Here is a 24,567-nt window from a genome sequence, read left to right as displayed (position 1 = left end):
TCACCTGTTTAATTGTTATTTTGTCTTTATATATTCAAGTCAAGTTCAATTGGGCAGTGGTCTGAGCCGAGTATTTCTGTGTGAATGTCAGCACCTTCAAGCTTGTCCTTTAATGCTTCCGATACAATAAAATAGTCAATACGCCAACCTGCGTTCTTCTCTCTGGCTTTAAATCTATATGACCACCAACTATATTTTCCTTCCAAATCAGGATAGAAATATCTAAATGTATCTATGAATCCATCATCTAAAAGCTTAGTCATCTTTTCACGTTCTTCATCTGTAAAGCCTGCATTCTTTCTGTTAGTCTTAGGATTTTTCAAATCTATTTCCTTATGTGCCACATTCAAATCACCACATAAAACTACCGGTTTAGATTCTTCAAGCTTCTTAAGATATGCCTTAAAATCATCTTCCCACTGCATTCTGTAATCCAGTCTTTTAAGTTCGTTCTGTGAATTTGGCGTATAGCATGTAACCATATAGAAATCTTCAAACTCCAACGTTATAACTCTTCCCTCGTGGTCGTGTTCCTCTATGCCAATACCATACTTCACATCCATTGGCTCTTTCTTTGTAAAAATCGCTGTTCCTGAATATCCCTTCTTTTCAGCATAATTCCAATACTGATAATATCCCGGCATTTCTAGTTCAAGCTGTCCTTCCTGCATCTTTGATTCCTGTATACAAAAAATATCCGCGTCTATTTCATTAAAGAAATCCATAAAGCCCTTTGTAACACAGGCACGGATTCCATTAACATTCCATGATATGAGTTTCATAAGCTTTTCCTTTCTTTTTGGTAATATATGTTCACTGTTATTCTTCTTTTTATAGTCTACTTTTATGTTACTCTTTAATTCTTTTATATTCTTCTCATTAACCTTACTGCTAACTAAATAATTATACTATATTTTAGAATTAAGAGCAAAGACTTATGGGGAATTACCAGGTTTAATCGCCTTTGAATTTATACTATAAAGCTTGAAATATGTTTCCATGGGCAGATATGTATAAGTGTGAATGTGGACAAGCTTTATATCTACGACACGTAATCACCACAAAAAAATCCCTTCCGTCACCGACAGAAAGGATTTTTTATTTCATGCTATTTTCGATTAATTAGCTGTTAAGTAATTTACCATTGTATCAATTGCATTCTGCTCGTCGTCTCCTTCAGCAGATACTTTTACTTCTTCTCCTGAAAGAATTCCTAATGCCATCATTCCCATGATTGACTTAGCATTAACTTTTGTAGCTCCATTTTCAATATATATTTTACTCTTGAACTGACTAGCTAACTGTACGCATTTTGCCACTGGACTTGCATCTGTAGCCTGCTTAATATCAATTGTTACATCCTTTGTTATCATTATAACCTTTCCTCCTTGGGGATTCCCCTTATTTCCTCTGCAATCTGGCAAATCTTTCTCAATCTGTGATTAACCCCTGATTTTCCTAATTGCGGTTCAAGCATCTGACCTAACTCCTGCAACGAAGCGTCAGGATTTTCAACTCGCAATGTTGCTATATCCTGTAACTTATCAGGCAAATATTCTAAGCCCTCATTTTCAATGATATAATTAATATCATCTATCTGTCTACATGCAGTTGTTACTGTCTTCTTAATGTTGGCAGTCTCACAATTAACCTGCCTATTGTAATAGTTGCTCATGCCTTTTAGGATTCGGACATTCTCCATTTCCATTAAAGCTACCGGAGCCTCCATTACATTTAAAACATCAACTATTCCTTCGCCTTCCTTGATATATACCACAAAATGACCTTTTCTTGCAACTGTTTTTGCCTCAATATTAAATTTATTTAGTAATTTTATTAATTGCTCAGCCTTTTTTTCGTTATTACACTTAATTTCAAAGTGATAAGAGCTGTTAGGATCACTTATGGAACCTGCTGCCATAAATGCCCCTCTTATGAAGGCTCTCTTGCAACAATCTTTCATTATAACAACATTATTGGTCACTGAAAGATTCTCTCCTATCTGCCCCTGATCATCAATTAATTTAGTTGCCTCTAAGACTTTCATTGCCTGATTGTGATCTTTTATGGTAATAGTATATGTCTCTGCATTTTTTGAATATGCATTCTTTTTTACAACAATTTTTGCATCTATATGAAATGTTTTCCACACCAAAGTCTTAAACTTTTCTGCCGTTGAATCGGTTTCAGTTCTGACTCTTATGGAATACTTTTCATCAACGTCTATCAGTACACTTCCGCACATAGAAATAATAGCTGCAATTTCTGCTATTCTACAATGTGTTGCATTACTGATATGACCTGCTAATTCCTTTTTAACCTTACTTGAAAAACTCATGCCACTTCCTACTATTTCTACTATCTGTCTATGTCTCTATGAGATAATCTGATTCCATAAGAAGCGTCTGAACTATTTAATTGATTATATAATTCATTAGCTATTGTTACTGATCTGTGATGACCACCTGTACAACCAATTCCTATAACCAACTGATTCTTTCCCTCTTCAATATAGTTTGGAATAAGAAATTTAATCATATCTACTAATTTATCAAGAAATTCGTGTGACACAGGCGAGTTCAAAACATAATCCTGTACTTCCTTCTGATTACCTGTTTTATGTTTCAGCTCAGGCACATAATATGGATTTGGAAGAAATCTTACATCAAATACCAAATCACAATCTGCCGGAACACCATGCTTGAAACCAAAAGACATTATTGTAACAAAAAGATTTCTGTAATCTCTGTTTAAAACAAATATCTTTTCTATTTCTCCTCTTAGTTCTTTTACGAGAAGATTGCTGGTGTCGATTATATAATCAGCCTGTTCTCTTAAAAATTCCAGCTTTGCCCTCTCTTCATTAATTTCATTTTCAACACTATCTCTGTCACCCATTGGATGACTTCTTCGTGTTTCTTTAAATCTCTTTATTAAAGTATTATTGTTGCAGTCTAAGAACAAAATCTCATAATTCTGTTCTTTTGCTTTCATATTCTTAAGAACTTCTGACATCTTCTCAAGATTTTTTCCGCTTCTGATATCTACTCCAATTGCAACTTTATTCTTTTCATTAGTCTGTCCAAAAAGAATATCTGCAAAACTTTCAATTAAATCTATTGGCAGATTATCTACGCAATAATACCCGTTATCCTCAAAAATCTTAAGGGCAGTTACTTTGCCTGCCCCTGAGATACCTGTTACTATTACTAATCGCATTTGTACTCCCTCATACTTAGACCTTTAGATAATTCTAACTTCAGGTTCTAACTGTACATCGAACTTCTCTTTAACTTTAGCCTGTACATCCTTCATAAGATTAATAACATCTGTTGCTGTGGCATTATCGTAATTAATTACAAAACCACAATGCTTTTCTGATACCATGGCTCCACCAACTTTGTATCCTCTAAGCCCTGCATCGTCAATTAATTTACCTGCAAAATATCCTTCAGGTCTCTTGAAAGTACTTCCTGCACTTGGATATTCAAGTGGCTGACTTGCTCTTCTCTTCTGCATAAACATCTGCATAATCAAACCAATATCCTCTGAGAATTCAATGTTAAGACCAATTCTTGCCTGAAGAACAATATAACCTTTCTTCTCAATAATGCTTGTTCTGTATCCCATTTCAAGCTCAGATGCATCAAGTGTAATAATGTTTCCTTCATTATCAAGTACCTTAACCCATTTAAGAACCTGTTTCATTTCTCCACCATAAGCACCTGCATTCATCATTACGGCACCACCAATGTTGCCCGGAATACCGTGAGCAAACTCAAAACCACCTAGGTCGTTCTCCATTGCAGTAACTGCCACTGCTGAAAGCTTTGCTCCTGCGTCGGCTACAATATCTTCACCAATAACATCAATAAAACTTATTCTTGAATTAACTTCGATTATTACACCCTTGTAGCCTTCATCTTTAACTAAAAGATTGCTTCCGTTTCCTATAACAAGAAATTCCACATCATTCTCTCTACAAAGTGCTACAACCTGTGTTAACTCATCAATACTGCCCGGAGTTACGAATAATTCAGCGTTTCCTCCACATCTGAAAGTACAATGAGATGCCATGCTCTCATTCTCTTTTACATATTTTTCTCCAACTACTTCTTTAATCTTTTCTATGAATGCGTTATCCATTGAATCCTCCTAAAACCTCTAGTTACTTTTTATACTATAAGTGCTGCCGCACCATAAATTCCTGCATCATTTCCTAATTCTGCAAGAGCAATTTTTGCTTCTCTACAAGCTTGGAAAGCATATTTAACATAAACATCTGCAATGGCATCAATAAGATACTGACCTGCCTTACTTACACCACCGCCAATAATAAATGCCTGTGGGTTTACTACTGTTGCAATACTTGCCATGGCTTTTCCAAGATATGTACTCATCTGTTCAACAACAGCTACAGCACCCTTATCTCCTTCTTTTGCCAAGTCGAAAACATCTTTTGCTGTAATGTCTTCACCAAATTCTGTCATCTTAGTTGATTCACTATTCTTTGCAATATATCTGTTTGCAAGTCTTACTACACCTGTAGCTGATGCATACTGTTCAAGGCATCCGCAACCGCCGCAGTTACAGTTAAGTTCTTCACTATCTTCAACATGCATGTGACCGATTTCGCCTGCTGCACCGTTATGTCCTGTAAGAATTTTTCCTTCTAAAATAACACCTCCGCCTACACCTGTTCCAAGTGTAACCATAACGATATCATCAAAATTCTTTCCGCCACCTTTCCACGCTTCACCAAGAGCTGCAACGTTGGCATCATTGCCTACCTTAACCTCTATTCCGTGGAACATTTCAGACATTTTTTCTGATACATTAAACTTGCCCCAACCTAAGTTAACACACTGTAATACAGTTCCGTCATCTAAAACAGGTCCCGGCAAACCAATGCCGATTCCCTTAACTTCATCTAAATCAATAGACTTTTCGTCTAACTTAGCTTCTAATGATTCACATATATCAAATAAAATATTTTCACCATTATTTTCTGTTCTTGTAATAATCTCCCACTTATCAAGGAGCTGACCTTCTACTGTAAAAAGTCCTACTTTAACTGTTGTTCCTCCAACGTCAACTCCAAAACAATACTTTTTCATAATTTTTTTCTATTCCTCCTCGTCATTCTGCTTCATAAGATTGTCAGTTACACGTTTATATAATTCTTTGGCAGCATTGTAACCCATCTTCTTCTGTCTGTGGTTTACTGATGCTGACTCAACAATAACTGCTACATTTCTACCCGGTCTGATAGGAATAGAATAGCAAACTACTTTATTTCCAAGAAATTCTGTGTAATTATCTTCAATTCCAAGTCTATCATATTCTCTGCTTCTATCCCATTCTTCTAACTTAATAACCATGTCAATATTGGCTGTGTCAAGAATACTTTCAACACCAAATAAAGCCTTAACATCTATGATACCAATACCTCTTAATTCAATAAAATGCTTAGTAATTTCAGGTGATGCACCAATTAATGTTTCATCACTTACCTTTCTTATTTCTACAACATCATCAGTTACAAGTCTATGGCCTCTCTTAATTAATTCAAGGGCTGCCTCACTTTTACCGATTCCGCTTTCACCCATAATCAAAACACCTTCACCATAAACGTCTACCAAAACACCATGGATTGTAATACACGGTGCAAGCTGAACATTAAGCCATCTTGTAAGTTCTGCATCAAACCTTGATGTAGTCCATTCTGTCATTAAAACAGGTACATTATATTTTCTTCCTGCTTCAATCAAATCATCATCTGCTTCATGCCCTCTACATAAAATCAGACATGGAATTCCACTACTCATTAACTTTTCGTACACCCAAAGTCTGTTCTGTCTTTCCATACTATCAATGAAAGCATATTCCACGTTTCCAAGAATCTGTACTCTTTCCTTATCGAAATGATCAAAGAAACCTGCTAACTGTAACGCCGGTCTATTAACTTCCGGAGTATTAATATAAATCTTATCCGTATCAATTTCAGGTATATAATTCTTTAAATTGTAGTTTTCTATTATTTTTGTAAATTTAATTTTTTCCATAAATTTGCTCCTTTCGCTACAAGTATAATCTTCACGACCATTTTTCACTGTCATACATTATTTTAACATTACAGCTTTTTTTTGTATATATTAATTAATGAAAAAATTTGTATATGTCCTTTGCCACTTTTTCGCTTATAGTATCAACCTGACTAAGCTGTTCCACTGTAGCTTCCCTAATTCCTTCAATGGATTTAAATTCTCTCATTAATGCCTTTCTTCTTGCCGGACCTACTCCCGAAATGTCATCAAGTATTGAATGTACTTGTTTTTTGTTTCTAAGACTTCTATGATACTCTATTGCAAATCTATGAGTTTCATCCTGCATTCTTGTAATCAGTCTGAATCCTTCCGAATTCTTTGCTATAGGAATTTCCTCATTATTGTAATACAGTCCTCGTGTTCTATGGTTATCGTCCTTTACCATTCCACAAACAGGAATATGAAGATTAAGGCTGTCCAAAACTTCAAGAGCTATGTTTACCTGACCTTTTCCACCATCCATCATAAGAATATCCGGGAAGTTACTGAAACTTCCAAGTTTGTAGTCTTTTTCTTCCATATCAAGCTTTTCACGTTCTTCTATTCCGTGACGGAATCTTCTTGTAAGAACTTCTCTCATGCTGGCATAATCGTCAGGACCCTTAACAGACTTAATTCTAAACTTTCTATAATTATTACGCTTCGGTTTTCCGTCCTCATAAACTATCATTGATGCAACGGACTCGTAACCGTTAGTATTGGATATATCGTAGGCTTCCATTCTATGGATTCCCGTAATACCAATAAGTTCCTCTATTTCCTCCACTGCACCTACAGTACGTTTTTGTTCCCTTCTATATTTTTCTTTATTTTGTTCCAAAAGATTGCCTGCATTCTTTGCTGCAAGTTCAACAAGCTTCTCCTTACTTCCTTTTTTAGGATTTACAATTCTAACTGTATAATTCTGATTTCTGCTAAGGAGCTGTGACAAAAGTTCCGGCTCCTCCACCTCTTCCTGCACCAAAAGCTCCCTTGGAATAAAAGGCGTTCCAATATAATATTGCTTTATGAAACTTGTAAGAATATCTTTGCCGGTATCTCCCGGAACAGTTGTAAGATAAAAATGTTCACGACCGATAAGCTTACCATTTCTAACAAAAAACACCTGTACAACTGCATCGTTTCCTTCCTCTGCATAAGCAATAATATCCCTATCCTCAAACTGATGAGTTGTAATCTTCTGATTTCCCGCAACATGATTAATGCTATTAATCAAATCTCTACATTCCATTGCTTTCTCAAAATCAAGATTAGCTGATGCCTCCTGCATCTTTTCCTCCAACTCCTTGATTGTCAGAGTGTAATTGCCTTCTAAGAATTTAATGGCTTTATTAATATTTTCCCTGTAATCTTCTTTGGAAATATATCCCTGACAGGGACCTTTGCACTGTCCAATATGATAATAAAGACAAGGCCTTCCATTAATCTTTGGAATATTCTTATATTCTCCATCAGCAGTATACGTGCCATCACTTACAATAGCCTTGTTGCAACTTCTAATTTGATACATTTTCTGTAACAAATCTATGGTATCTTTAACTGCTGCACTACTTGTAAAAGGTCCAAAATATTTATTATTGTCCTTCTTCATCCTTCTGGCCAAAACAATTCGTGGATAATCCTCACTTACTGTAATCATTACATAAGGATATGTTTTGTCATCCATAAGCATTGTATTATATTTGGGTCTGTATTCTTTAATCAGATTACATTCAAGTATTAATGCTTCCAGTTCTGAATCTGTAAGAATATACTCAAACCTTCTTATTTTTGAAACCATGGATTCTATTTTTGTTGTTCTTTTTGTGCTTTTTCTAAAATATGAGCTTACACGCCTTTTAAGATTAACAGCTTTTCCCACATAAATAACATCATCGTGGGCATCGTGCATTAAATACACCCCCGGTGTCTGTGGCATTTTTTTTAGTTCTTCCGCAAAATTAAATTCACCCATTGTTCTACCTGCTTTTATAAAATCGTATTTATTCTATAGACTAACTTACGAAAGCTGACAACTTTGAATAATCAAAGGTGCCAGCTTTCATATAGTCATCCGGTAATAATCTTTGTGCTGTTTGTTTTTGAACAAACAATCTGTATTCTACATTTCAGTAGTTTCTAAATTACCTGCATTCTATGCTTCTGTATTCTGTGTATCTAAATTTTCAGCATTTGCATTGTTTTCTGTATTCTGTGTTTTAGAAGCTTCTGCCTTTTCAGCTTCTTCTCTCTCGCACTGTTCAAAAATATCCATAAATTCCTTGCCTGTGATTGTTTCTTTTTCGTATAAGAATTTTGCAATCTTGTCAAGCTTAGCACGGTTATTTCTAAGAAGCTTCTTAGCTTCTTCGTATTTTTCTTTAAGAAGAATCTTAACCTCTTCTTCAATCTCTGTTGCTGTCTTGTCGCTACAGTTGAGTGTTGTTCTGTTGCCTAAGTATGGATTTTCAACCTGTTCAAGACTCATTAAGCCGAACTTTTCTGACATACCATACTGTGCAATCATTGAGCGGGCTATCTTTGTAGCCTTTTCCATATCATTTGATGCACCTGTTGTCACTGAATCAAATACAATTTCTTCTGCTGCTCTACCTGCAAGGAATGTTACAAGTCTTGCATTTAATTCTTCTTTTGACATAAGATATTTTTCTTCTTCAGGCGCCTGTATAACATATCCTAATGAACCCATTGTTCTTGGAACTATTGTAATCTTCTGTACCGGTTCTGCATGTTTCTGTAATGCTGTTACTAATGCATGACCTACTTCATGGTAAGAAACTATCTTCTTTTCTTCTTTGCTGAGAATTCTATCTTTCTTTTCTTTTCCGGCAATTACAACTTCAACTGCTTCCATTAAGTCAGCCTGGGAAATTGCTCTTCTACCACATTTTACTGCGTTAATTGCTGCTTCGTTAACCATATTGGCAAGGTCTGAACCTACTGCACCACTTGTAATGTTTGCAATAGCATCAAGATCTACTGTTTCATCTAATTTAACATCTTTTGAATGAACTCTTAAAGTTTCAAGTCTGCCCTTAAAATCAGGTGCGTCTACAATAATTCTTCTGTCAAAACGTCCTGGTCTTAAAAGTGCCGGATCAAGTACTTCCGGTCTGTTAGTTGCAGCAAGTATTAAAATACCCTTTGATGTATCAAAACCATCCATTTCTGCCAAAAGTGCATTTAATGTCTGTTCTCTTTCATCGTTTCCACCGCCATATCTTGAATCTCTGCTCTTTCCTATTGAGTCAATTTCGTCGATAAATACGATACATGGTGCATTCTGTTCTGCCTGCTTAAACAAATCTCTTACTCTTGAAGCACCTACACCTACGAACATTTCCACAAAGTCTGAACCTGACAATGAGAAAAATGGCACCTTAGCCTCTCCTGCAACTGCCTTAGCCAACAATGTTTTACCTGTTCCCGGCGGTCCTACTAACAATGCTCCCTTCGGAAGCTTGGCACCGATTTCTGTATATTTGCCCGGATTATGAAGGAAATCTACTAATTCTACTACTGATTCCTTAGCTTCTTCCTGTCCCGCCACATCCTTAAATGTAACTCCTGTTTCTTTCTGAACATATACCTTGGCATTGCTCTTTCCAACACCAAACATTCCACCACCGGCTCCGCCGCCTGCTTTCTTCATTATGAATGTAAGCAAAACATAGAACATTACAAATGGTAATACCCATTCAAGCAAAATAAGTAAAAGACTTGAAGAACTACTCTGCTGTTCTCCTTTGAATTTTACCTGTGTATATTTTTCTTTTAATTCCTGAATAAGTTCAGGGTCATTTAATTCTGTTGTCCAATATTTTACTTTTATAATGTTTCCATTATTATCTTTAGGTGTAATTTCTATCTTATTGTTATTGAAAACAACTGATTCCACATTATTATTTTCAAGCAAAGCTATAAACTGATTGTAACTAATCTCCTTGGTAGTCATTGAATCAACTATATATGAGCTTAATGTTGTAAAAAGAAATGCGGCTACAAGTGCAACCACTATGCCTATTATTTGATTTTTCTTTTGATTCTTGTTATCCCTATCGTTTTTCGAATTATTCCTATTAGTATTTCTATTAGTATTATTATCCATCAAGTCTTCCCTTTCTTTACATTCTGCATATCTTTTATGTATATCTTTAGACTTTAATAATATACCATATACTTTGTAAATAATGTGAATTTTTGATAAAAAAAATTTAAACTTTTAAAATTTTTACATTCCTATGGAATTAATTTTTTGATTGTAGTACACTAGTAAGGTGATTTTTTATGTTTAGATGATGTTTAGCCCCAATACTACTAAACATCATAGTGTATTATACAAATGGAGGAATGTCTCATGGCAGTAAAATATGTATTTGTAACAGGCGGTGTTGTTTCCGGTCTCGGAAAAGGTATCACTGCTGCATCTTTGGGTCGTCTTTTGAAAGCTCGTGGTTACAAGGTAACAATGCAGAAGTTTGATCCTTATATTAACATTGACCCAGGTACTATGAACCCTATTCAGCACGGAGAAGTTTTCGTTACAGACGATGGTGCTGAAACTGATCTTGATTTAGGTCATTATGAAAGATTTATTGATGAAAGTTTAACAAGAAATTCTAACGTTACAACCGGTAAGGTTTACTGGTCTGTACTTGAAAAAGAAAGACATGGTGATTTCGGTGGAGGAACTGTTCAGGTTATTCCGCATATTACTAACGAGATTAAAAGTCGTTTCCACCGCAGTCTTTCAGAAGAAACTGAAATTGCTATTATTGAAGTAGGTGGAACAGTTGGTGATATTGAATCACAGCCATATATTGAAGCTATCAGACAGTTCCAGCATGATGTTGGACGTGAGAATTGTATTCTTATTCACGTAGCTCTTATGGTTTATCTTCCTGCATCTGAAGAAATGAAAACTAAACCTATCCAGATGAGTGTTAAGGAATTACAGAGACTTGGTATTCAGCCTGACGTAGTTGTTTGTCGTACTGAATACGAAATTGACGACAATCTTAAAGACAAAATCAGTCTTTTCTGTAATGTTCCCGCAAGCCACGTTGTTCAAAACCTTACAGTTGATATGCTTTACGAAGCTCCTCTTGCAATGGAAAAAGAACATCTTGCAGAAATTGTTTGCCAGAGCTTAAAGCTTGATTGTCCTGAACCTGACCTTGACGAATGGAAGGCTATGGTTGACGCAGCTAAGCATCCTGTTCAGGAAGTTACAGTTGCATTAGTTGGAAAATATATTGCATTACATGATGCTTACATTAGTGTTGTTGAATCTTTGAAACATGCCGGTTATCCAAGCCGTTGCACTGTTAATATTAAATGGGTTGACTCAGAAGAAGTTACTAATGAGAATGCTGCTGAAATCTTCAGTGATGTTTCAGGTATTCTTGTCCCAGGTGGTTTTGGCAGCCGTGGTATCGACGGTAAGATTGCTTCTATCAAATATGCAAGAGAGAACAATATTCCATTCCTTGGTCTTTGCCTTGGCATGCAGCTTTCAATTGTTGAATTTGCAAGAGATGTAGTTGGTTTCCGTGATGCTCACAGTATTGAACTTAATCCTGCAACTACACATCCTGTTATCAGTCTTATGCCTGACCAGGAGGGTATTACAGATATCGGTGGAACTTTAAGACTTGGTTCTTATCCATGTCACTTGGATACAGAAAGTCTTGCTTATAAATTATATGGGGAAGAATTAATTCATGAACGTCATCGTCATCGTTATGAAGTAAACAACGATTACAGAGAAGCCCTTACCTCAAAGGGAATGAAGTTATCAGGTATCTCTCCTGACGGACGTATTGTAGAAATGATTGAAATTCCTTCACATCCATTCTTCATTGCAACACAGGCACATCCTGAATTAAAGAGCCGTCCTAATAGACCTCATCCTTTATTCTTAGGATTTGTAAATGCAGCAATCGAAAAAGGAAAGCAGAAATAAATCCCTGGATTAGAATTGTACTAATTAAATATATGAATTTATACGCCGGATTCATAATGAATCCGGCTTTTCTATGGCTACCACTATACCTATCCTACCATTACACCACTCACACTACAATCATTTAAAAAAGCTGCCCCGCCGGAACATTCTCCAATATTCCAACGGAGCAACCATATTAATCAATATTTTATTTACTAACAATTACAAATGCTATTTCCGGCTTGATTTGTTGTTGTTCACTTATATATTATTATATTCTTGCCAACCGAAAATTTTTCTAACTCTCTGCCTCTGTATTACTCCAGAAGTCTACAGGCTCGTAGTCTCTCAGTGCCACAAGGTAACCCTGCTTGTCTAACTGGTCCTGTATTATGTTCAATGTTTCCACACTGTCAGCTGTTACTGTATGATAATGGTATTCTGAGGTGATTTGTTCAAGGGGAACAGAAACACCTCCTTTTATGCCATCAACATATCTCTTTGCATCCATTCTGGATTTTATATTCATCTCAACACGTATTACTCCATAAAGCTTGTGGTATACGAATACATCTTCCACTTTACCACCGCAATCTACTATAAGATTTAATTCATCAAGCATCTTTTCGGCACTGTGTTTTACCTTAAAAACTCTCTGAATGTTTCCTTTGTCCAGAAGTACATAGCCTTTGTGTGTTGATATTATATCGTGATTTTTTGCGCGAAGTAATGCTATATCCTGAACGATAACCTGGCGGCTTACCTGAAACTTTGTGGCAAGTTTTGTTCCTGATACTGCACTTTCACTTTCCTGTAAAATTTTTAATAGATTCTCTCTTCTCTTTTCTCCGCCCATTTCTCACCTCTATTAAATACGATGAAGATTCTTTAATGAGATATCCATAATAGGTGCAGAATGTGTTAAAGCACCACTTGAAATATAATCAACTCCCAAATCTACTAATTTAGAAATATTTTCCTTAGTTACATTTCCTGATACTTCAATTTCAGCTCTTCCATCAATTATTTCAATAGCTTCCTTCATTACATCATGGTCCATATTGTCTAACATAATAATGTCGGCACCGGCTTCAACTGCCTGACGAACCATATCTAAGCTTTCAACTTCCACTTCAATCTTTCTTACGAAAGGAGCATATTCCTTAGCCATCTGGATAGCTTTTTCAACGCTACCTGCTGCACCGATATGATTGTCTTTCAGCAAAATACCGTCTGTAAGGTTGTATCTGTGGTTATTTCCGCCGCCAACTCTAACAGAATATTTTTCGAAAATACGATTATTAGGTGAAGTCTTTCTTGTATCAAGAAGCTTAGTCTTGCTGCCTTCTAATAATTTTGCAATTGAATTAGTATATGTTGCAATACCACTCATTCTCTGAAGATAATTAAGTCCTGTTCTTTCACCAACTAAAAGAATTCTGATGTCACCTTTTACAGTTCCCATAAGCTGACCTTTTTTAACCTGGTCGCCATCTTTAACTAACAAATCAACTTCTACATTTTCATCTAATAACTGAAAAGCTCTTGCAAAAACCTGAAGTCCGCAGATAACTCCGTCTTCTTTACAAATAAGGTCTACCTGTCCCATGCAAGCCTCTCTCATAACTGAATTAGTTGTTACGTCCTCGCTTGTTACGTCTTCCTTTAATGCACTTAAAATAAGTGGATCTACTGATAATTTTAATGTAATTGGATCAAACATTTTATATTTTTCCTCCTAGTTTTTATGTTAAATTTCGATTAGTTTTCTAAATATTTTTTTATGTTTTTCAAATAATTTATCAACTTTTCAAATAATCTTTCAATTTTTTAAGCATTGTGAAGATTAATTTTCCTGTTTTTCTTCATCATTCATTTTTGCATTTTCTTTATCGATTTCATCTCTAATTAACTGCTTGTATTCTTCTTCAAGCTTCTTCTTGTCTTCATATGGTGTGAAATCAACATTGTCAAAACTTTTTGTTTTGGTCTTATCAAACTCTGCTGTCATTTCTTTTGCAGCTCTCTTAGCAAAAACCATGCTTTCCAATAATGAGTTGCTGGCAAGTCTGTTTCTTCCGTGAACTCCGTTGCAGGCTGTTTCGCCAATTGCATAAAGCTGATCCATTGAAGTCTTACTCTGAAGATTTACTTTTATTCCACCCATAAAATAATGCAGAGCAGGAACAACAGGTATCATTTCATCAGGCACATTATATCCGTGTTCTTTACAATGTTCAACAATATTAGGGAAGTGTTCCTTCAACTGTTCAGGATCAATAGTCTTCATTGAAAGCCATACATGTTCGCTGCCTTCTCTCTTCATTTCCTTTCTGATATTTCCCGTAAGAATATCTCTTGGAAGAAGTTCCTCTGTAAATCTTTCCTTACTATTATTATATAACTTGGCACCTTCACCTCTTACAGACTCAGAAATTAAGAAACTTCTGTCCTCTTCTTTTTCTGAATAAAAAGTTGTTGGGTGAATCTGCACATAGTTTACATTCTTTAATTCTACACCATGTTTAATTGCAACTGCAATACCATCACCTGTTAAATGTCTGTAATTAGTTGAATATCTGTAAATACCTCCGATTCCACCACAAGCCAAAACTGTATAATTAGCAGTTATTGTATCAAGTGAACCGTCATCCTTTCTTACAACAACACCATAGCAGCAATTGTCCTTAGTTAACAAATCGACCATTGTCCAGTGTTCCTTAATTGTAAGATTATCAAGTTTCTTACACTGCTCGTATAAATGGCTTGTAATCTCCTTGCCTGTAATGTCCTCGTGATAAACGATTCTGTTTCTGGCATGGGCGCCCTCTCTTGTATAGGCAAGATTTCCATCTTCATCTCTCTGAAAATCAACCCCATAACTTAAAAGGTCTTTCACCAAATCAGGTGATTCCTTTATCATAGTTTCTACTGCTGCAGTATCATTTTCAAAATGGCCTGCTTTCATTGTATCATAAAAATAACTGTCAAAATCATCAGGATCTTTAAGCATACACATTCCACCCTGTGCTAAATAGGAGTCACTATGTTCTACTATATCCTTTGTAATCATTAATATATTTTTGTCCTTCGGCAAATTAAGTGCGCAATATAAACCTGCACAACCACTGCCTACTATCAAAATATCTGTTTGCATTTCTTCCTCCTAATGTGCTATATGGACTTAAATTGCCATATTTTTTCTACATTGTCACTTAGTATAGCACAAACATATAGAACTGACAAGACAGTTGTAAATACATATGAAGAAAATCTGTAAAGTTCTGTCATTACAGATGATTTTTTCCAAAAAAAACGGATGCTCAACTGAAACATCCGCTCTTTAAAAAATTCTTATTTATCTGGAAACACCCGGCTTTGACATTAACGCTTTCTGCCTACTTCAACGCTGCAAGTGCCTTAACAACTAACTCCCATGTACGCTGTGTTGATGAAATACTTAATTCTTCATTTGTTGTATGGATATTATTCATCTGTGGTCCAAATGATACAGCATCAAGTCCAGGTAACTTAGATGCAAAGATTCCACACTCAAGTCCTGCGTGAATTCCTTCTACAACAGGTTCTTCACCATTATATAAATCCTTGTAAGCATCAACCATTACCTTACGTAATCTTGAATCTGCCTTATATTCCCATCCAGGGTAAGGTCCTACTATTTCTACGCTTCCTCCAAAGATTTCTGTAAGGGATTTTAATTTTTCAATTAAGTACTGCTTTTCTGTTTCGCTTGAACTTCTAACTGCAAATGTCATCTTAACTTCTAACATTTCAGTTCTTAAAATTCCCATATTAAGTGATGTCTGTACTAAACCGTCAATTTCAGGATTCATTCTCTGAACTCCATTAGGCATATTAACCATTGCAATAATTGTTGCAAGTGTAGCTGCGTCTGTAAAGGCATCAACCATATCTGATTTTCTTACATTTAAAGTTAAGTTAGCATCAGGATCTGTAACCCTGTACTCTTCCTTAATTTCTGCAAAAGTATCTTCGATAATCTTTTTAGCCTTATCTACTGAGTCAGGAAGTACAACAATTGCTGCTTCACTTAATTTTGCTATAGCATTGTCTTTTTCACCACCGTTAACAGAAACTAATCTCATACCAACATTCTGGAATACGTTAAGAAGAACTCTTGCCATTGCACAGTTTGAATTTGCGCGTTCCTTAATAATTTCAACACCTGAATGTCCACCTGTGAAACCGTGTAATTTAATCTCGATTACAGGAGCGTTAACAAGATCTCTCTTGTATGGGAACTTACATATTACTGATGCACCGCCGGCACAACTTACTGTAAACACGCCTTCATCTTCTGAATCCATATTCATAAAAAGACGTCCTTTAAGGTCTGAAACATCAATTGATGCTGCACCAAGCATACCAATTTCTTCATTTACTGTAAAAATAGCTTCGATTGGTGGATGAGCCATTTCTTCATCATCCAAAACTGCCAATGTATAAGCTACTGCAATTCCGTCATCTCCACCAAGAGATGTTCCCTTAGCTGAAATGAAATCTCCGTTAATTTCTAAGTCTAATCCTTCTTTTTCCATATCTTTCTTGCAATCAGCTTCCTGAACTGCAACCATATCCATATGTCCCTGAAGAATTACAGGTTCTGAATCTTCGTATCCCTTAGATCCGTCTTTCCAAATAATTACATTTAAATCATCATCCTGTCTATATTTTAAATTATGTGCTTTTGCAAAATCTACAAGATAATCACTTATCTGTTTTACATTATTTGAACCATGAGGAATTGAACAAATCTCCTCAAAATACTTAAACACTTTGTTTGGTTCTAACTCTGATAATACTGCCATAATGTCCTCCTTATTTCTTGTGCCATTTATAACGGCTACCTTCTTTTTCAATCTGGTTAGTCTTTAGCATATATTCTATAAGCTTCTTTGCGTAGTCCTGCTTATTCTTTACAACAGCCCTGTTTTGCGAAAAAGGCTGTTTCGCTTCAAGCCCATCACAAATCTGCTCAACTTGCGATATTGTAATGTATTCATTCTGTTTTAAATACTTTTTTATTTTATCCTGTCCTTTGCTAAAAAGCAAATTCATTAAATCCTTTGTTTGATTTTTTTGTTTTACAATTCCCCAGCCATATATAATCATTGTTACTATGGCAAATAAAATTATACCTATAATTACTGTTGATGGTTTCATTTTTTATCCTTTTCACTGCCTTAAGGCTTTATTTTTCAAAAACAATATATTTATTGCGTTCTAATATTCCAAAATATTTTGAAAGTCTTTCATATAACTGATCTGAAGCACCCTTATGCTTATTTCCAAGTTCTTTTCCAATTTCATATATACTTTTTTTGCCGTCAATCTGCTGCCACACAAAACTTCCATATTCATCTAATTTAATAAAACTGTAACGTGGCTTCTTAAATAATCTCTGTGCTACTTTATTATAAAATCCGGTATTTTCTACTGTGATTTCTACTATTCCATCCTCCAAAACTTCCCATTTCATATCATTAATTCTGGGAATGTTATCAATATAATTCTTCTTCTCTTTCATGAACTCTCCATTTTTATTTAGAAAGCACTACTGCATAATTGCAGCAGTGCCTTTTTCTCACTGAAATACATATTTTTTTTATTTTTTTATTTTTCTTTTGCGTCCACTTCTATAGTCTTTTTTCCTTTTGTAAAGTGGAACAATGTTGAAAGTAATAATGCAAATGCAATTAATCCTACCCAGTTACCAACTGTCTGGAAAGCTCCACTTTCACCATATAATGATGAAAGATTTAACTTATCAGCAACGTTAACAACTGCTAATATTGCAAGAACGATACCTACGATACCTTCACCTGCAATCATACCTGCTGCATAAAGTACACCACGGTCTGATGCGTCTTTTCTTTCTTCGTCATTAGCATATTTTCTCTTGTTATCGATAAACCACTTAATAACACCACCAACCATAATAGGTGTGCTTAAGTAAATTGGTAAGTAAAGACCAATTGAGAATGCTAATACAGGGATTCCAAGAACTTCAACAACGATGGCGATAAATACACCCATGAAAATTAATACCCATGGTAATGTACCACCCATAACACCTTCAACTACCATCTTCATAAGTGTAGCCTGTGGTGCAGGAATCTGTTCTGAACCAAATCCCCATGCTGAGTTAAGAAGGTACATAACTCCACCGATTGCAAAAGCTGATACAATAGCACCAATTAATTCACCAATCTGCTGTAATCTAGGTGTTGCACCTACGATGTAACCTGTCTTTAAATCCTGTGAAGTATCACCAGCCATAGCTGCTACGATACAAATAACTGTACCGATTGAAATAGCTGATACCATACCTGTTGCACCTGTGCTGCCTGTAGCCTTTAAGATAAATGTTGTTACGATTAATGTTGCAATAGCCATACCTGATACAGGGTTGTTACTACTTCCTACAATACCTACCATTCTTGATGATACTGTTGCAAAGAAGAAACCAAATACAACAACTATAAGTGCTCCTAGGAAGCTAACAGGAATCTCTGGAAGTAACCAGATTAAAACTGCAATTACAAGTGAACCACCAAGAACTAACTTCATTGAAATATCCTGTTCTGTTCTTAACTGGCTGTCACCCTTCTTACCAAATCCCTTGATTGCATGTTTAAATGTTCTAATCATTGTTGGGAATGTTTTAATTAAGCTAATTAATCCACCTGCTGCAACGGCACCTGCACCAATGTATCTTGTATAGTTGCTCCAAATCTGGCTTGCTGACAACTGATTAAATGCAATAGCTTTTCCGGCATCATCAACAACTTTTGATGCTGATTCGCCACCGAAGTAAGCAATTGCAGGAATTAAAACAAGGTATGATAACACACCACCTGCAAAAAGGTAACTTGAAATCTTAACACCACAAATGTAACCTACACCTGCTAAGGCTGGAAGAACATCCATACCTACTGCTGTTGTGTATTCGCCCTGCATTGAGAAATCAACTTCACTAGGGAAAAGTTTTAAACCATCTGCAATAAATTTATAAACTGCTGCAATTCCAAGTCCTGCAAATACAACTTTTGACTTACTTCCACCTTCTTCTCCTGCTAAAAGAACTTCTGCACAAGCTGTTCCTTCAGGATATGGAAGTGTTCCGTGTTCTTCTACAATAAGAGCTGTACGAAGAGGTACCATGAAAAGTACACCTAAAATACCACCACAAAGTGCAATTAATGCAATTGAAACGAATGAAGGTGTGCTAATTCCGCTTCCTTTTTCTGAAGCCCAAATAAAAATAGCAGGAATTGTGAAAATTGCTCCTGCTGCCAATGATTCACCTGCTGAACCAATTGTCTGTACCATGTTATTTTCAAGGATTGAGTCTTTCTTCATAATAACTCTAATAACACCCATTGAAATAACTGCCGCCGGTATTGAGGCTGATACAGTCATACCAACTCTTAATCCGAGATAAGCGTTGGCGCCACCAAATATAACCGCTAAAATCATACCAAGAATTACTGAAGTTACTGTAAACTCAGGTAATACCTTGTCTGCGGGGATAAATGGCTTAAAGTCATTTTTTTTCTCCATTTTTTATCTCCTGTCTCAATATATATTTCACTGTACCACTCTATTATACTAAATTATTAAAAAAAGGGAAGTCCCTATTTTACTGGAACAACTGGGACTTTTTACTAAAAAGTAAAGTGATTTTTTAATAAAATAAACAAAAGTAGTAATCTTCACGCAAAAAATCCGCCGGATTTATTAACACTTTTGCGTGTTTTATCATCCTGGCGGATATTTTATTTACTCTACCTTCTCATCTGCCGAAGCGTCTGTTACTTGTGGCTCCGTTGCAGGTGGCTCTGTTGCAGGTGGTTCTGTTGCCTTTGGTGCTTCCGTAGGCTTTGGCGTAGCCTTTGGTGCTTTTGTTGTCTTAGGCTTTTTTGTCGCTTTATCCTTCTTTGTTGTTTCTTTCACCTTTTTCTTTGTTGTTTCATCACTACTCTTTTCGTAAGTTGTTGTGTAATTGGCATCATCATTGTTGTCGCCATCGCTGTCATCTGTTACTGCATCTGTTTTTTCATCATTACTGCTATCATCTGTTGTAGTTACTTCTACTGTTGTTTCAACTGTGTTGTTATTGTTATCATTTCCAAATGATTTTGTAAGAATAATTGCTGCAATTACTATTCCGATAACAATTACAACTGAAACTACAATAGCAATAATGTTTAACTTCTTATTCTCATTTGTAATCATTGACTTATCGATTTCATCTTCATCATCAACTACATATTCTTCATTTTCGTCTGAATCAAATTCAAATTCTTCTTCAGGTTCCTCCGGAAAATCAAACCCTTCGATTTTATCTTCAACATATTCGATTTCTTCAGGAAAATCGCTGTCATCAATATCGTCAAATGAGTTTGTGTTATTTCCAAAAGATTTCTGATTTTCTAATTCATTAAGATTAGGGATAACCTTTGTATCTCCCATATCTTCCATATTATTAAGCCCTGGTATAACTTTTGTGTCCCCCATACTTTCGGTGTTATTGTTCTCCACCGGTGTTCCACACGTTGGGCAGAAATTCTGGCCCGGCTGTATGTACTTTCCGCATTTTTTACAAAACATCTTTTACCTCCTTGTGTTTCATACAGAATTTAAAATTATATCTGCTCTGTTAATATTTATGTATTTCCAATTATAAAACCTTTAATACCTCAATAACATTTGTCATTAATATATTATTAGATTTTAAACAGCTTCTACAATTATATCTGCTGTGTTAACATTTATTACTTTCTTAAAATCTTCAAATGGTATCTCCACCTGAAATCCTATTTTTCCACCGCTAAATAATATAGTGTCAAAATCCGGTGCTGTCTTATGAATTGTTGTCTTAAACAATTTCTTCATTCCAATTGGTGAACAGCCACCGTGAATGTAGCCTGTAAGTCCAAGCAACTCTTTCGACTTAAGCATTGCAATAGACTTCTCACCTACTGCCTTTGCGGCTTTTTTAAGGTCAAGTTCCTCTGCAACCGGAACCATAAAAACGTAATGCTCCCCGGACTTTCCTGTTGTTACCAATGTTTTAAATACATTTTCAGGATTCTGTCCCAAAGCCTTAGCCACATCAACACCACTTACTGCCTCCGTGTCGCCGTAATAATACTCATTGTATTTTATTTTTTTACTGTCAAGAACCCTCATAACATTAGTCTTTTCTTTTTTTTTCATGTCTAACACCTTCTGCTATTCTTTTTGCTCTTATTAGTATAACGCTAAACCCTAATATTTTATTGCATACACCTAACGTTGTGATTTTTTTAACAAAAAAGCGCATACAAATCTAGTTAATTATAATTCACAGTTACTATATTTGGCAAGTAAAAAATGACAACAGCCCTTTCGACCATTGTCATTTGCATAATTATTTATATTGGCTAATCTGTTCCCCGACTTAATATTTCCTTATTTGTAACTTTATCATAACAATTAGCATTTGCAATTCAATTATCAGATTATCTCTTTATTCTGCAGCTTTATCGCTTTCATTAATATTATTTATAATATATTTTTCAACCTGTGGCTTATCAATATCAAGTGCCAGTGAGAACTCATCATATAACACTTCCTTGGCTTCTCTTAAATACTTCTCATCCACATAAGTAATCTTTTTGCCGTGAGCAAGTCTACTACGTCCTCTTTTATGTAATGTTTTAATAATTCCTATTAACTGCTTGCAATCACAAGATCCTATTACTTCTTTATACTTATATTCTCTCTGTCTTTCGTTGTCTATCCAAATAGGCTCAATCTCATTAATATGCTCAACAATCTCTTCAACCTGGTCTTTGGTATGAATAGTTCTCATTGGTATTTTATCATTGTCCGTTGGATAAAATACCTTACTATCCTGATTCTTCATTGGAATCAAAACATAATAAAGACTCTTCTTGTCTGCACCGTCAATGTCCAAATGGGTAATGTCCTCTACCTTACATACTCCTTTTCTCCCATGTACAATATATTCTCCTTTGTTAAACATTATGTCACCTCTACTTCTAAAAACATCCTAAAGAGCAAAGAAAACGCAAAGACGTAAACGTAGTCTCTGCGTTCCTCCAAGTAGTATTATACTCTTCTTAGTGAAAAAATGTCATAGGCATATTATACAATCTTTTTCAAAAGAATATTAGGCAAACTGTTAATGATTGAATCCAAAAAATATTTTTAATTGTCATATTGTCTTTCATATTCATCGTCACTGTCATCTTCATGACTGTTTTCAATATTCTCCTGCTCAACCATATGACGAATGTATGCAGCCTCCTCAGCTCTCTCGTCATCTTCCATTATACCGTTTTTGTTTGTGTCAAACTGTTTATCGTAAGGTCCAAACTTAGTCCCACCTGCAATGAAAAGAACGCCTAAAGTTCCCGGACCGCAATGGCTTGAAATAACTCCTCCGGCATTTGTAATTATTATTTCTTTAAAGTAATTAAGATTTTTAAGATAATCTTTAACTGACTTTACAACTTCTGTGGAGCATCCTGTTTGAGTAATAAAAACCCTGTCTCTCTTAGCCGTTTTCAAATCCTGTTCCATTTCATGTACGTACTGGAGAATTACCTTTTCGATTTTGCCACGATACTTCTTTCCGGCATCCATCTTGCCATTTTCAACATAAATACGTGGTTTAATTTTAAACACACTACCAACAAGGGCTGATGTTGCTGAGCATCTTCCACCTCTATGAAGATATTTAAGTGTATCCACAACAAAGCTTGCTCTTACATATGGCTTAAGTGATTCGATTCTGTCAACAATCTCTTTTGCTTCCATCCCCTTCTTTGCCATAACTGCTGCTTCCACAACTAAAAGTCCTATTCCTGTAGAAAGACTTTCTGAATTAATTACAAATACATGATCTTCATATTCAAGATTGTCTGCAGCAAGTCGCATAACATTGGCAGTTGTTGACATATCTTCTGAAATGGCAAACATAATAATATCTGCATTCTTTTCCATATATGGAATAATGGCATTCTGCGCATCTTCAATTGAAGGTGCTGAAGTTTTTGGTGTAGTGTTGTATTGATCAGACCATTTAAAAATATCCTCAACTGTAACTTCTAACCTGTCCTTGTATTCGTTTTCACCCATATGAATATATAAAGGCAACATATCAATATCATATTTTTTTAATGTAGCATCTGACAAATCACATGTGCTGTCCGCTATAATTTTAACCATATTTATCTCCGTTCTTATTTAAAATCTAATAGTCAAAGACCTTCTATATAATATTTTAAAATAATTTTCCTGATTAAACTATTTTATTAACCAATTATTTATATTTATTGATTTACTCGTTTTCAACTTCCTTAATGTCATATGGTGTAGTCTGGTAAACATAATAGTTAATCCAGTTAGTCCACAGCAACTGTCCTGCTGATCTCCAATTTACAACCGGCTCTTTTGTCGGATCATCATCAGGAAAATAATTATATGGTACTTCCGGATTCATTCCCTTAGCCTTATCTCTTTCGTATTCAAGTTTCAAAGTATCTGCATCATACTCTAAATGACATAAAACAAATAACTGTCTGCTGTCTTTTGATTTTACAATTGTTACACCTGCAATATCTGACTCGGCCATTAACTCAAGTTCAGGCTCATTAAGAATCTGCTCTCTTGTAACCTCTGTAGCTCTTGACTGTGGTGCATAAAACACATCATCAAAACCTCTAAACAAAGGTGACTTCTTATTTAATAATTTATGTTCGTAAATTCCTGAAAGTTTAGGAATCCTGTCTCTCTTTCTTATTCCATAATGATAGTAAAGTCCTGCGAAAGCTCCCCAACACAAGTGGAATGTACAATGTACATGTTTCTTGGACCATTCCATTATCTCACATATTTCATCCCAGTAATCCACATCTTCATAGTCAACGAAATCAAGTGGAGCACCCGTTATTACAAGTCCGTCATAATAATCGTCCTTAACATCATCAAAAGTCTTATAAAATTCATTTAAATGTGACTCATCCGTATGCTGTGACTGATATGTAACTGTCTGCAAAAACTCAACTTCTATCTGAAGTGGAGTATTAGATAATTTTCTAAGAATCTGAGTTTCTGTTACAATCTTTGTTGGCATAAGATTTAAAACCAACACCTTCAACGGACGGATATCCTGAGTCATTGCTCTTGTGTCCGTCATTACAAATATATTTTCATTTTCAAGAATATCTCTTGCCGGTAAATTTTGTTTAACTTTTATTGGCATAATAACACCCTCTGTTTTTAATTTATTTTATACCCTATAATATGTTTTTATCGGATTTTCGTACATAATAATATGATTACAGGCACTTTCACCCTAATTGATATAAAGTGTATACTTGACGATTTTAACACATTTTTGGCATTTGGCAAATACCGTTATTAGTAATTCTCTCATGTTCGTCCTATATACTGATT

The 24,567-nt window shown here is 35.3% G+C and carries 22 protein-coding genes; 1 reads left to right on the top strand and 21 read right to left on the bottom strand.

Annotation, left to right across the window (positions count from 1 at the left end):
- Positions 1-26: 26 nt before the first annotated feature.
- From xth to ftsH, 9 genes are all read right to left on the bottom strand, one after another.
- Positions 27-782, bottom strand: a complete 756-nt coding sequence (xth, locus tag NQ558_RS05375) for an exodeoxyribonuclease III (RefSeq protein WP_005358904.1) — start codon at positions 780-782, stop codon at positions 27-29.
- Positions 783-1,118: 336 nt separating this feature from the next.
- Entirely contained in the window at positions 1,119-1,373 is a 255-nt protein-coding gene (locus NQ558_RS05370) for an HPr family phosphocarrier protein (RefSeq protein ID WP_005358905.1), read from the bottom strand.
- On the bottom strand, positions 1,373-2,338 hold the full coding sequence (gene whiA, locus NQ558_RS05365) for a DNA-binding protein WhiA (protein WP_005358906.1): 966 nt from the start codon (positions 2,336-2,338) through the stop codon (positions 1,373-1,375). Before whiA ends, NQ558_RS05370 begins: the two co-directional genes overlap by 1 nt.
- Before the next feature lie 20 nt (positions 2,339-2,358).
- Positions 2,359-3,219: an RNase adapter RapZ gene (rapZ, locus tag NQ558_RS05360; protein ID WP_005358907.1), complete on the bottom strand. Its 861-nt coding sequence runs from the start codon at positions 3,217-3,219 to the stop codon at positions 2,359-2,361.
- 24 nt (positions 3,220-3,243) lie between these two features.
- Positions 3,244-4,146, bottom strand: a complete 903-nt coding sequence (gene murB / locus NQ558_RS05355) for a UDP-N-acetylmuramate dehydrogenase (protein WP_005358908.1) — start codon at positions 4,144-4,146, stop codon at positions 3,244-3,246.
- 29 nt (positions 4,147-4,175) lie between these two features.
- Positions 4,176-5,117, bottom strand: a complete 942-nt coding sequence (locus tag NQ558_RS05350; protein WP_005358910.1) for an ROK family glucokinase — start codon at positions 5,115-5,117, stop codon at positions 4,176-4,178.
- 9 nt (positions 5,118-5,126) lie between these two features.
- A complete protein-coding gene (gene hprK / locus NQ558_RS05345; protein ID WP_040445849.1) occupies positions 5,127-6,065 on the bottom strand; it encodes an HPr(Ser) kinase/phosphatase in 939 nt (312 codons plus the stop codon).
- Between the two features lie 94 nt (positions 6,066-6,159).
- Positions 6,160-8,061 (bottom strand): excinuclease ABC subunit UvrC, encoded by a 1,902-nt coding sequence (gene uvrC / locus NQ558_RS05340; protein WP_005358913.1) that lies wholly within the window; start codon positions 8,059-8,061, stop codon positions 6,160-6,162.
- A 180-nt stretch (positions 8,062-8,241) separates the two neighbouring features.
- Positions 8,242-10,215 carry an ATP-dependent zinc metalloprotease FtsH gene (ftsH, locus tag NQ558_RS05335; RefSeq protein ID WP_005358915.1) on the bottom strand — a complete coding sequence of 658 codons (1,974 nt, stop codon included), beginning with the start codon at positions 10,213-10,215 and terminating at the stop codon, positions 8,242-8,244.
- Between the two features lie 249 nt (positions 10,216-10,464).
- Between ftsH and NQ558_RS05330 the strand changes: the two genes are divergently transcribed.
- A complete protein-coding gene (locus NQ558_RS05330; RefSeq protein ID WP_040445851.1) occupies positions 10,465-12,072 on the top strand; it encodes a CTP synthase in 1,608 nt (535 codons plus the stop codon).
- 280 nt (positions 12,073-12,352) lie between these two features.
- Here the strand turns inward: NQ558_RS05330 and NQ558_RS05325 are convergent, their stop codons facing one another.
- The 12 genes from NQ558_RS05325 to metA all read right to left on the bottom strand — a co-directional run bounded on the left by NQ558_RS05325 (position 12,353) and on the right by metA (position 24,373).
- Positions 12,353-12,910, bottom strand: coding sequence for a transcription repressor NadR (locus NQ558_RS05325; RefSeq protein ID WP_005358923.1), 558 nt, complete (start codon positions 12,908-12,910; stop codon positions 12,353-12,355).
- Between the two features lie 12 nt (positions 12,911-12,922).
- Positions 12,923-13,777 carry a carboxylating nicotinate-nucleotide diphosphorylase gene (gene nadC, locus NQ558_RS05320; protein ID WP_005358925.1) on the bottom strand — a complete coding sequence of 285 codons (855 nt, stop codon included), beginning with the start codon at positions 13,775-13,777 and terminating at the stop codon, positions 12,923-12,925.
- Positions 13,778-13,900: 123 nt separating this feature from the next.
- Positions 13,901-15,211, bottom strand: a complete 1,311-nt coding sequence (locus tag NQ558_RS05315; RefSeq protein WP_005358927.1) for an L-aspartate oxidase — start codon at positions 15,209-15,211, stop codon at positions 13,901-13,903.
- Positions 15,212-15,452: 241 nt separating this feature from the next.
- Entirely contained in the window at positions 15,453-16,904 is a 1,452-nt protein-coding gene (locus NQ558_RS05310) for an aminoacyl-histidine dipeptidase (protein WP_005358929.1), read from the bottom strand.
- A gap of 10 nt (positions 16,905-16,914) precedes the next feature.
- Positions 16,915-17,259 (bottom strand): FeoB-associated Cys-rich membrane protein, encoded by a 345-nt coding sequence (locus NQ558_RS05305; protein WP_005358930.1) that lies wholly within the window; start codon positions 17,257-17,259, stop codon positions 16,915-16,917.
- A gap of 28 nt (positions 17,260-17,287) precedes the next feature.
- On the bottom strand, positions 17,288-17,623 hold the full coding sequence (locus NQ558_RS05300) for a PqqD family protein (protein WP_005358932.1): 336 nt from the start codon (positions 17,621-17,623) through the stop codon (positions 17,288-17,290).
- An 86-nt stretch (positions 17,624-17,709) separates the two neighbouring features.
- Positions 17,710-19,659, bottom strand: coding sequence for an OPT family oligopeptide transporter (locus NQ558_RS05295; protein ID WP_005358934.1), 1,950 nt, complete (start codon positions 19,657-19,659; stop codon positions 17,710-17,712).
- Positions 19,660-19,878: 219 nt separating this feature from the next.
- Positions 19,879-20,709 (bottom strand): zinc ribbon domain-containing protein, encoded by an 831-nt coding sequence (locus NQ558_RS05290; protein WP_005358939.1) that lies wholly within the window; start codon positions 20,707-20,709, stop codon positions 19,879-19,881.
- Between the two features lie 123 nt (positions 20,710-20,832).
- Positions 20,833-21,318 carry a Cys-tRNA(Pro) deacylase gene (gene ybaK, locus NQ558_RS05285; RefSeq protein WP_005358942.1) on the bottom strand — a complete coding sequence of 162 codons (486 nt, stop codon included), beginning with the start codon at positions 21,316-21,318 and terminating at the stop codon, positions 20,833-20,835.
- Between the two features lie 292 nt (positions 21,319-21,610).
- Entirely contained in the window at positions 21,611-22,129 is a 519-nt protein-coding gene (locus NQ558_RS05280) for a CarD family transcriptional regulator (RefSeq protein ID WP_005358946.1), read from the bottom strand.
- Positions 22,130-22,314: 185 nt separating this feature from the next.
- Entirely contained in the window at positions 22,315-23,337 is a 1,023-nt protein-coding gene (locus NQ558_RS05275; protein ID WP_005358949.1) for a DegV family protein, read from the bottom strand.
- Between the two features lie 112 nt (positions 23,338-23,449).
- A complete protein-coding gene (metA, locus tag NQ558_RS05270; protein ID WP_005358951.1) occupies positions 23,450-24,373 on the bottom strand; it encodes a homoserine O-acetyltransferase MetA in 924 nt (307 codons plus the stop codon).
- Between the last annotated feature and the right edge of the window lie 194 nt (positions 24,374-24,567).

The organism is Eubacterium ventriosum (assembly GCF_025150745.1).
Taxonomy (GTDB): domain Bacteria; phylum Bacillota; class Clostridia; order Lachnospirales; family Lachnospiraceae; genus Eubacterium_G; species Eubacterium_G ventriosum.
Note: the sequence above shows the minus strand (reverse complement) of the source record. Positions and strands in the feature narration are given on the sequence as shown.

Coding starts and splice junctions, on each gene's coding strand:
- xth (WP_005358904.1), bottom strand. CDS start 782: ATGAAACTCATATCATGGAATGTTAATGGAATCCGTGCCTGTGTTACA.
- NQ558_RS05370 (WP_005358905.1), bottom strand. CDS start 1,373: ATGATAACAAAGGATGTAACAATTGATATTAAGCAGGCTACAGATGCA.
- whiA (WP_005358906.1), bottom strand. CDS start 2,338: ATGAGTTTTTCAAGTAAGGTTAAAAAGGAATTAGCAGGTCATATCAGT.
- rapZ (WP_005358907.1), bottom strand. CDS start 3,219: ATGCGATTAGTAATAGTAACAGGTATCTCAGGGGCAGGCAAAGTAACT.
- murB (WP_005358908.1), bottom strand. CDS start 4,146: ATGGATAACGCATTCATAGAAAAGATTAAAGAAGTAGTTGGAGAAAAA.
- NQ558_RS05350 (WP_005358910.1), bottom strand. CDS start 5,117: ATGAAAAAGTATTGTTTTGGAGTTGACGTTGGAGGAACAACAGTTAAA.
- hprK (WP_040445849.1), bottom strand. CDS start 6,065: ATGGAAAAAATTAAATTTACAAAAATAATAGAAAACTACAATTTAAAG.
- uvrC (WP_005358913.1), bottom strand. CDS start 8,061: ATGGGTGAATTTAATTTTGCGGAAGAACTAAAAAAAATGCCACAGACA.
- ftsH (WP_005358915.1), bottom strand. CDS start 10,215: ATGGATAATAATACTAATAGAAATACTAATAGGAATAATTCGAAAAAC.
- NQ558_RS05330 (WP_040445851.1), top strand. CDS start 10,465: ATGGCAGTAAAATATGTATTTGTAACAGGCGGTGTTGTTTCCGGTCTC.
- NQ558_RS05325 (WP_005358923.1), bottom strand. CDS start 12,910: ATGGGCGGAGAAAAGAGAAGAGAGAATCTATTAAAAATTTTACAGGAA.
- nadC (WP_005358925.1), bottom strand. CDS start 13,777: ATGTTTGATCCAATTACATTAAAATTATCAGTAGATCCACTTATTTTA.
- NQ558_RS05315 (WP_005358927.1), bottom strand. CDS start 15,211: ATGCAAACAGATATTTTGATAGTAGGCAGTGGTTGTGCAGGTTTATAT.
- NQ558_RS05310 (WP_005358929.1), bottom strand. CDS start 16,904: ATGGCAGTATTATCAGAGTTAGAACCAAACAAAGTGTTTAAGTATTTT.
- NQ558_RS05305 (WP_005358930.1), bottom strand. CDS start 17,259: ATGAAACCATCAACAGTAATTATAGGTATAATTTTATTTGCCATAGTA.
- NQ558_RS05300 (WP_005358932.1), bottom strand. CDS start 17,623: ATGAAAGAGAAGAAGAATTATATTGATAACATTCCCAGAATTAATGAT.
- NQ558_RS05295 (WP_005358934.1), bottom strand. CDS start 19,659: ATGGAGAAAAAAAATGACTTTAAGCCATTTATCCCCGCAGACAAGGTA.
- NQ558_RS05290 (WP_005358939.1), bottom strand. CDS start 20,709: ATGTTTTGTAAAAAATGCGGAAAGTACATACAGCCGGGCCAGAATTTC.
- ybaK (WP_005358942.1), bottom strand. CDS start 21,318: ATGAAAAAAAAAGAAAAGACTAATGTTATGAGGGTTCTTGACAGTAAA.
- NQ558_RS05280 (WP_005358946.1), bottom strand. CDS start 22,129: ATGTTTAACAAAGGAGAATATATTGTACATGGGAGAAAAGGAGTATGT.
- NQ558_RS05275 (WP_005358949.1), bottom strand. CDS start 23,337: ATGGTTAAAATTATAGCGGACAGCACATGTGATTTGTCAGATGCTACA.
- metA (WP_005358951.1), bottom strand. CDS start 24,373: ATGCCAATAAAAGTTAAACAAAATTTACCGGCAAGAGATATTCTTGAA.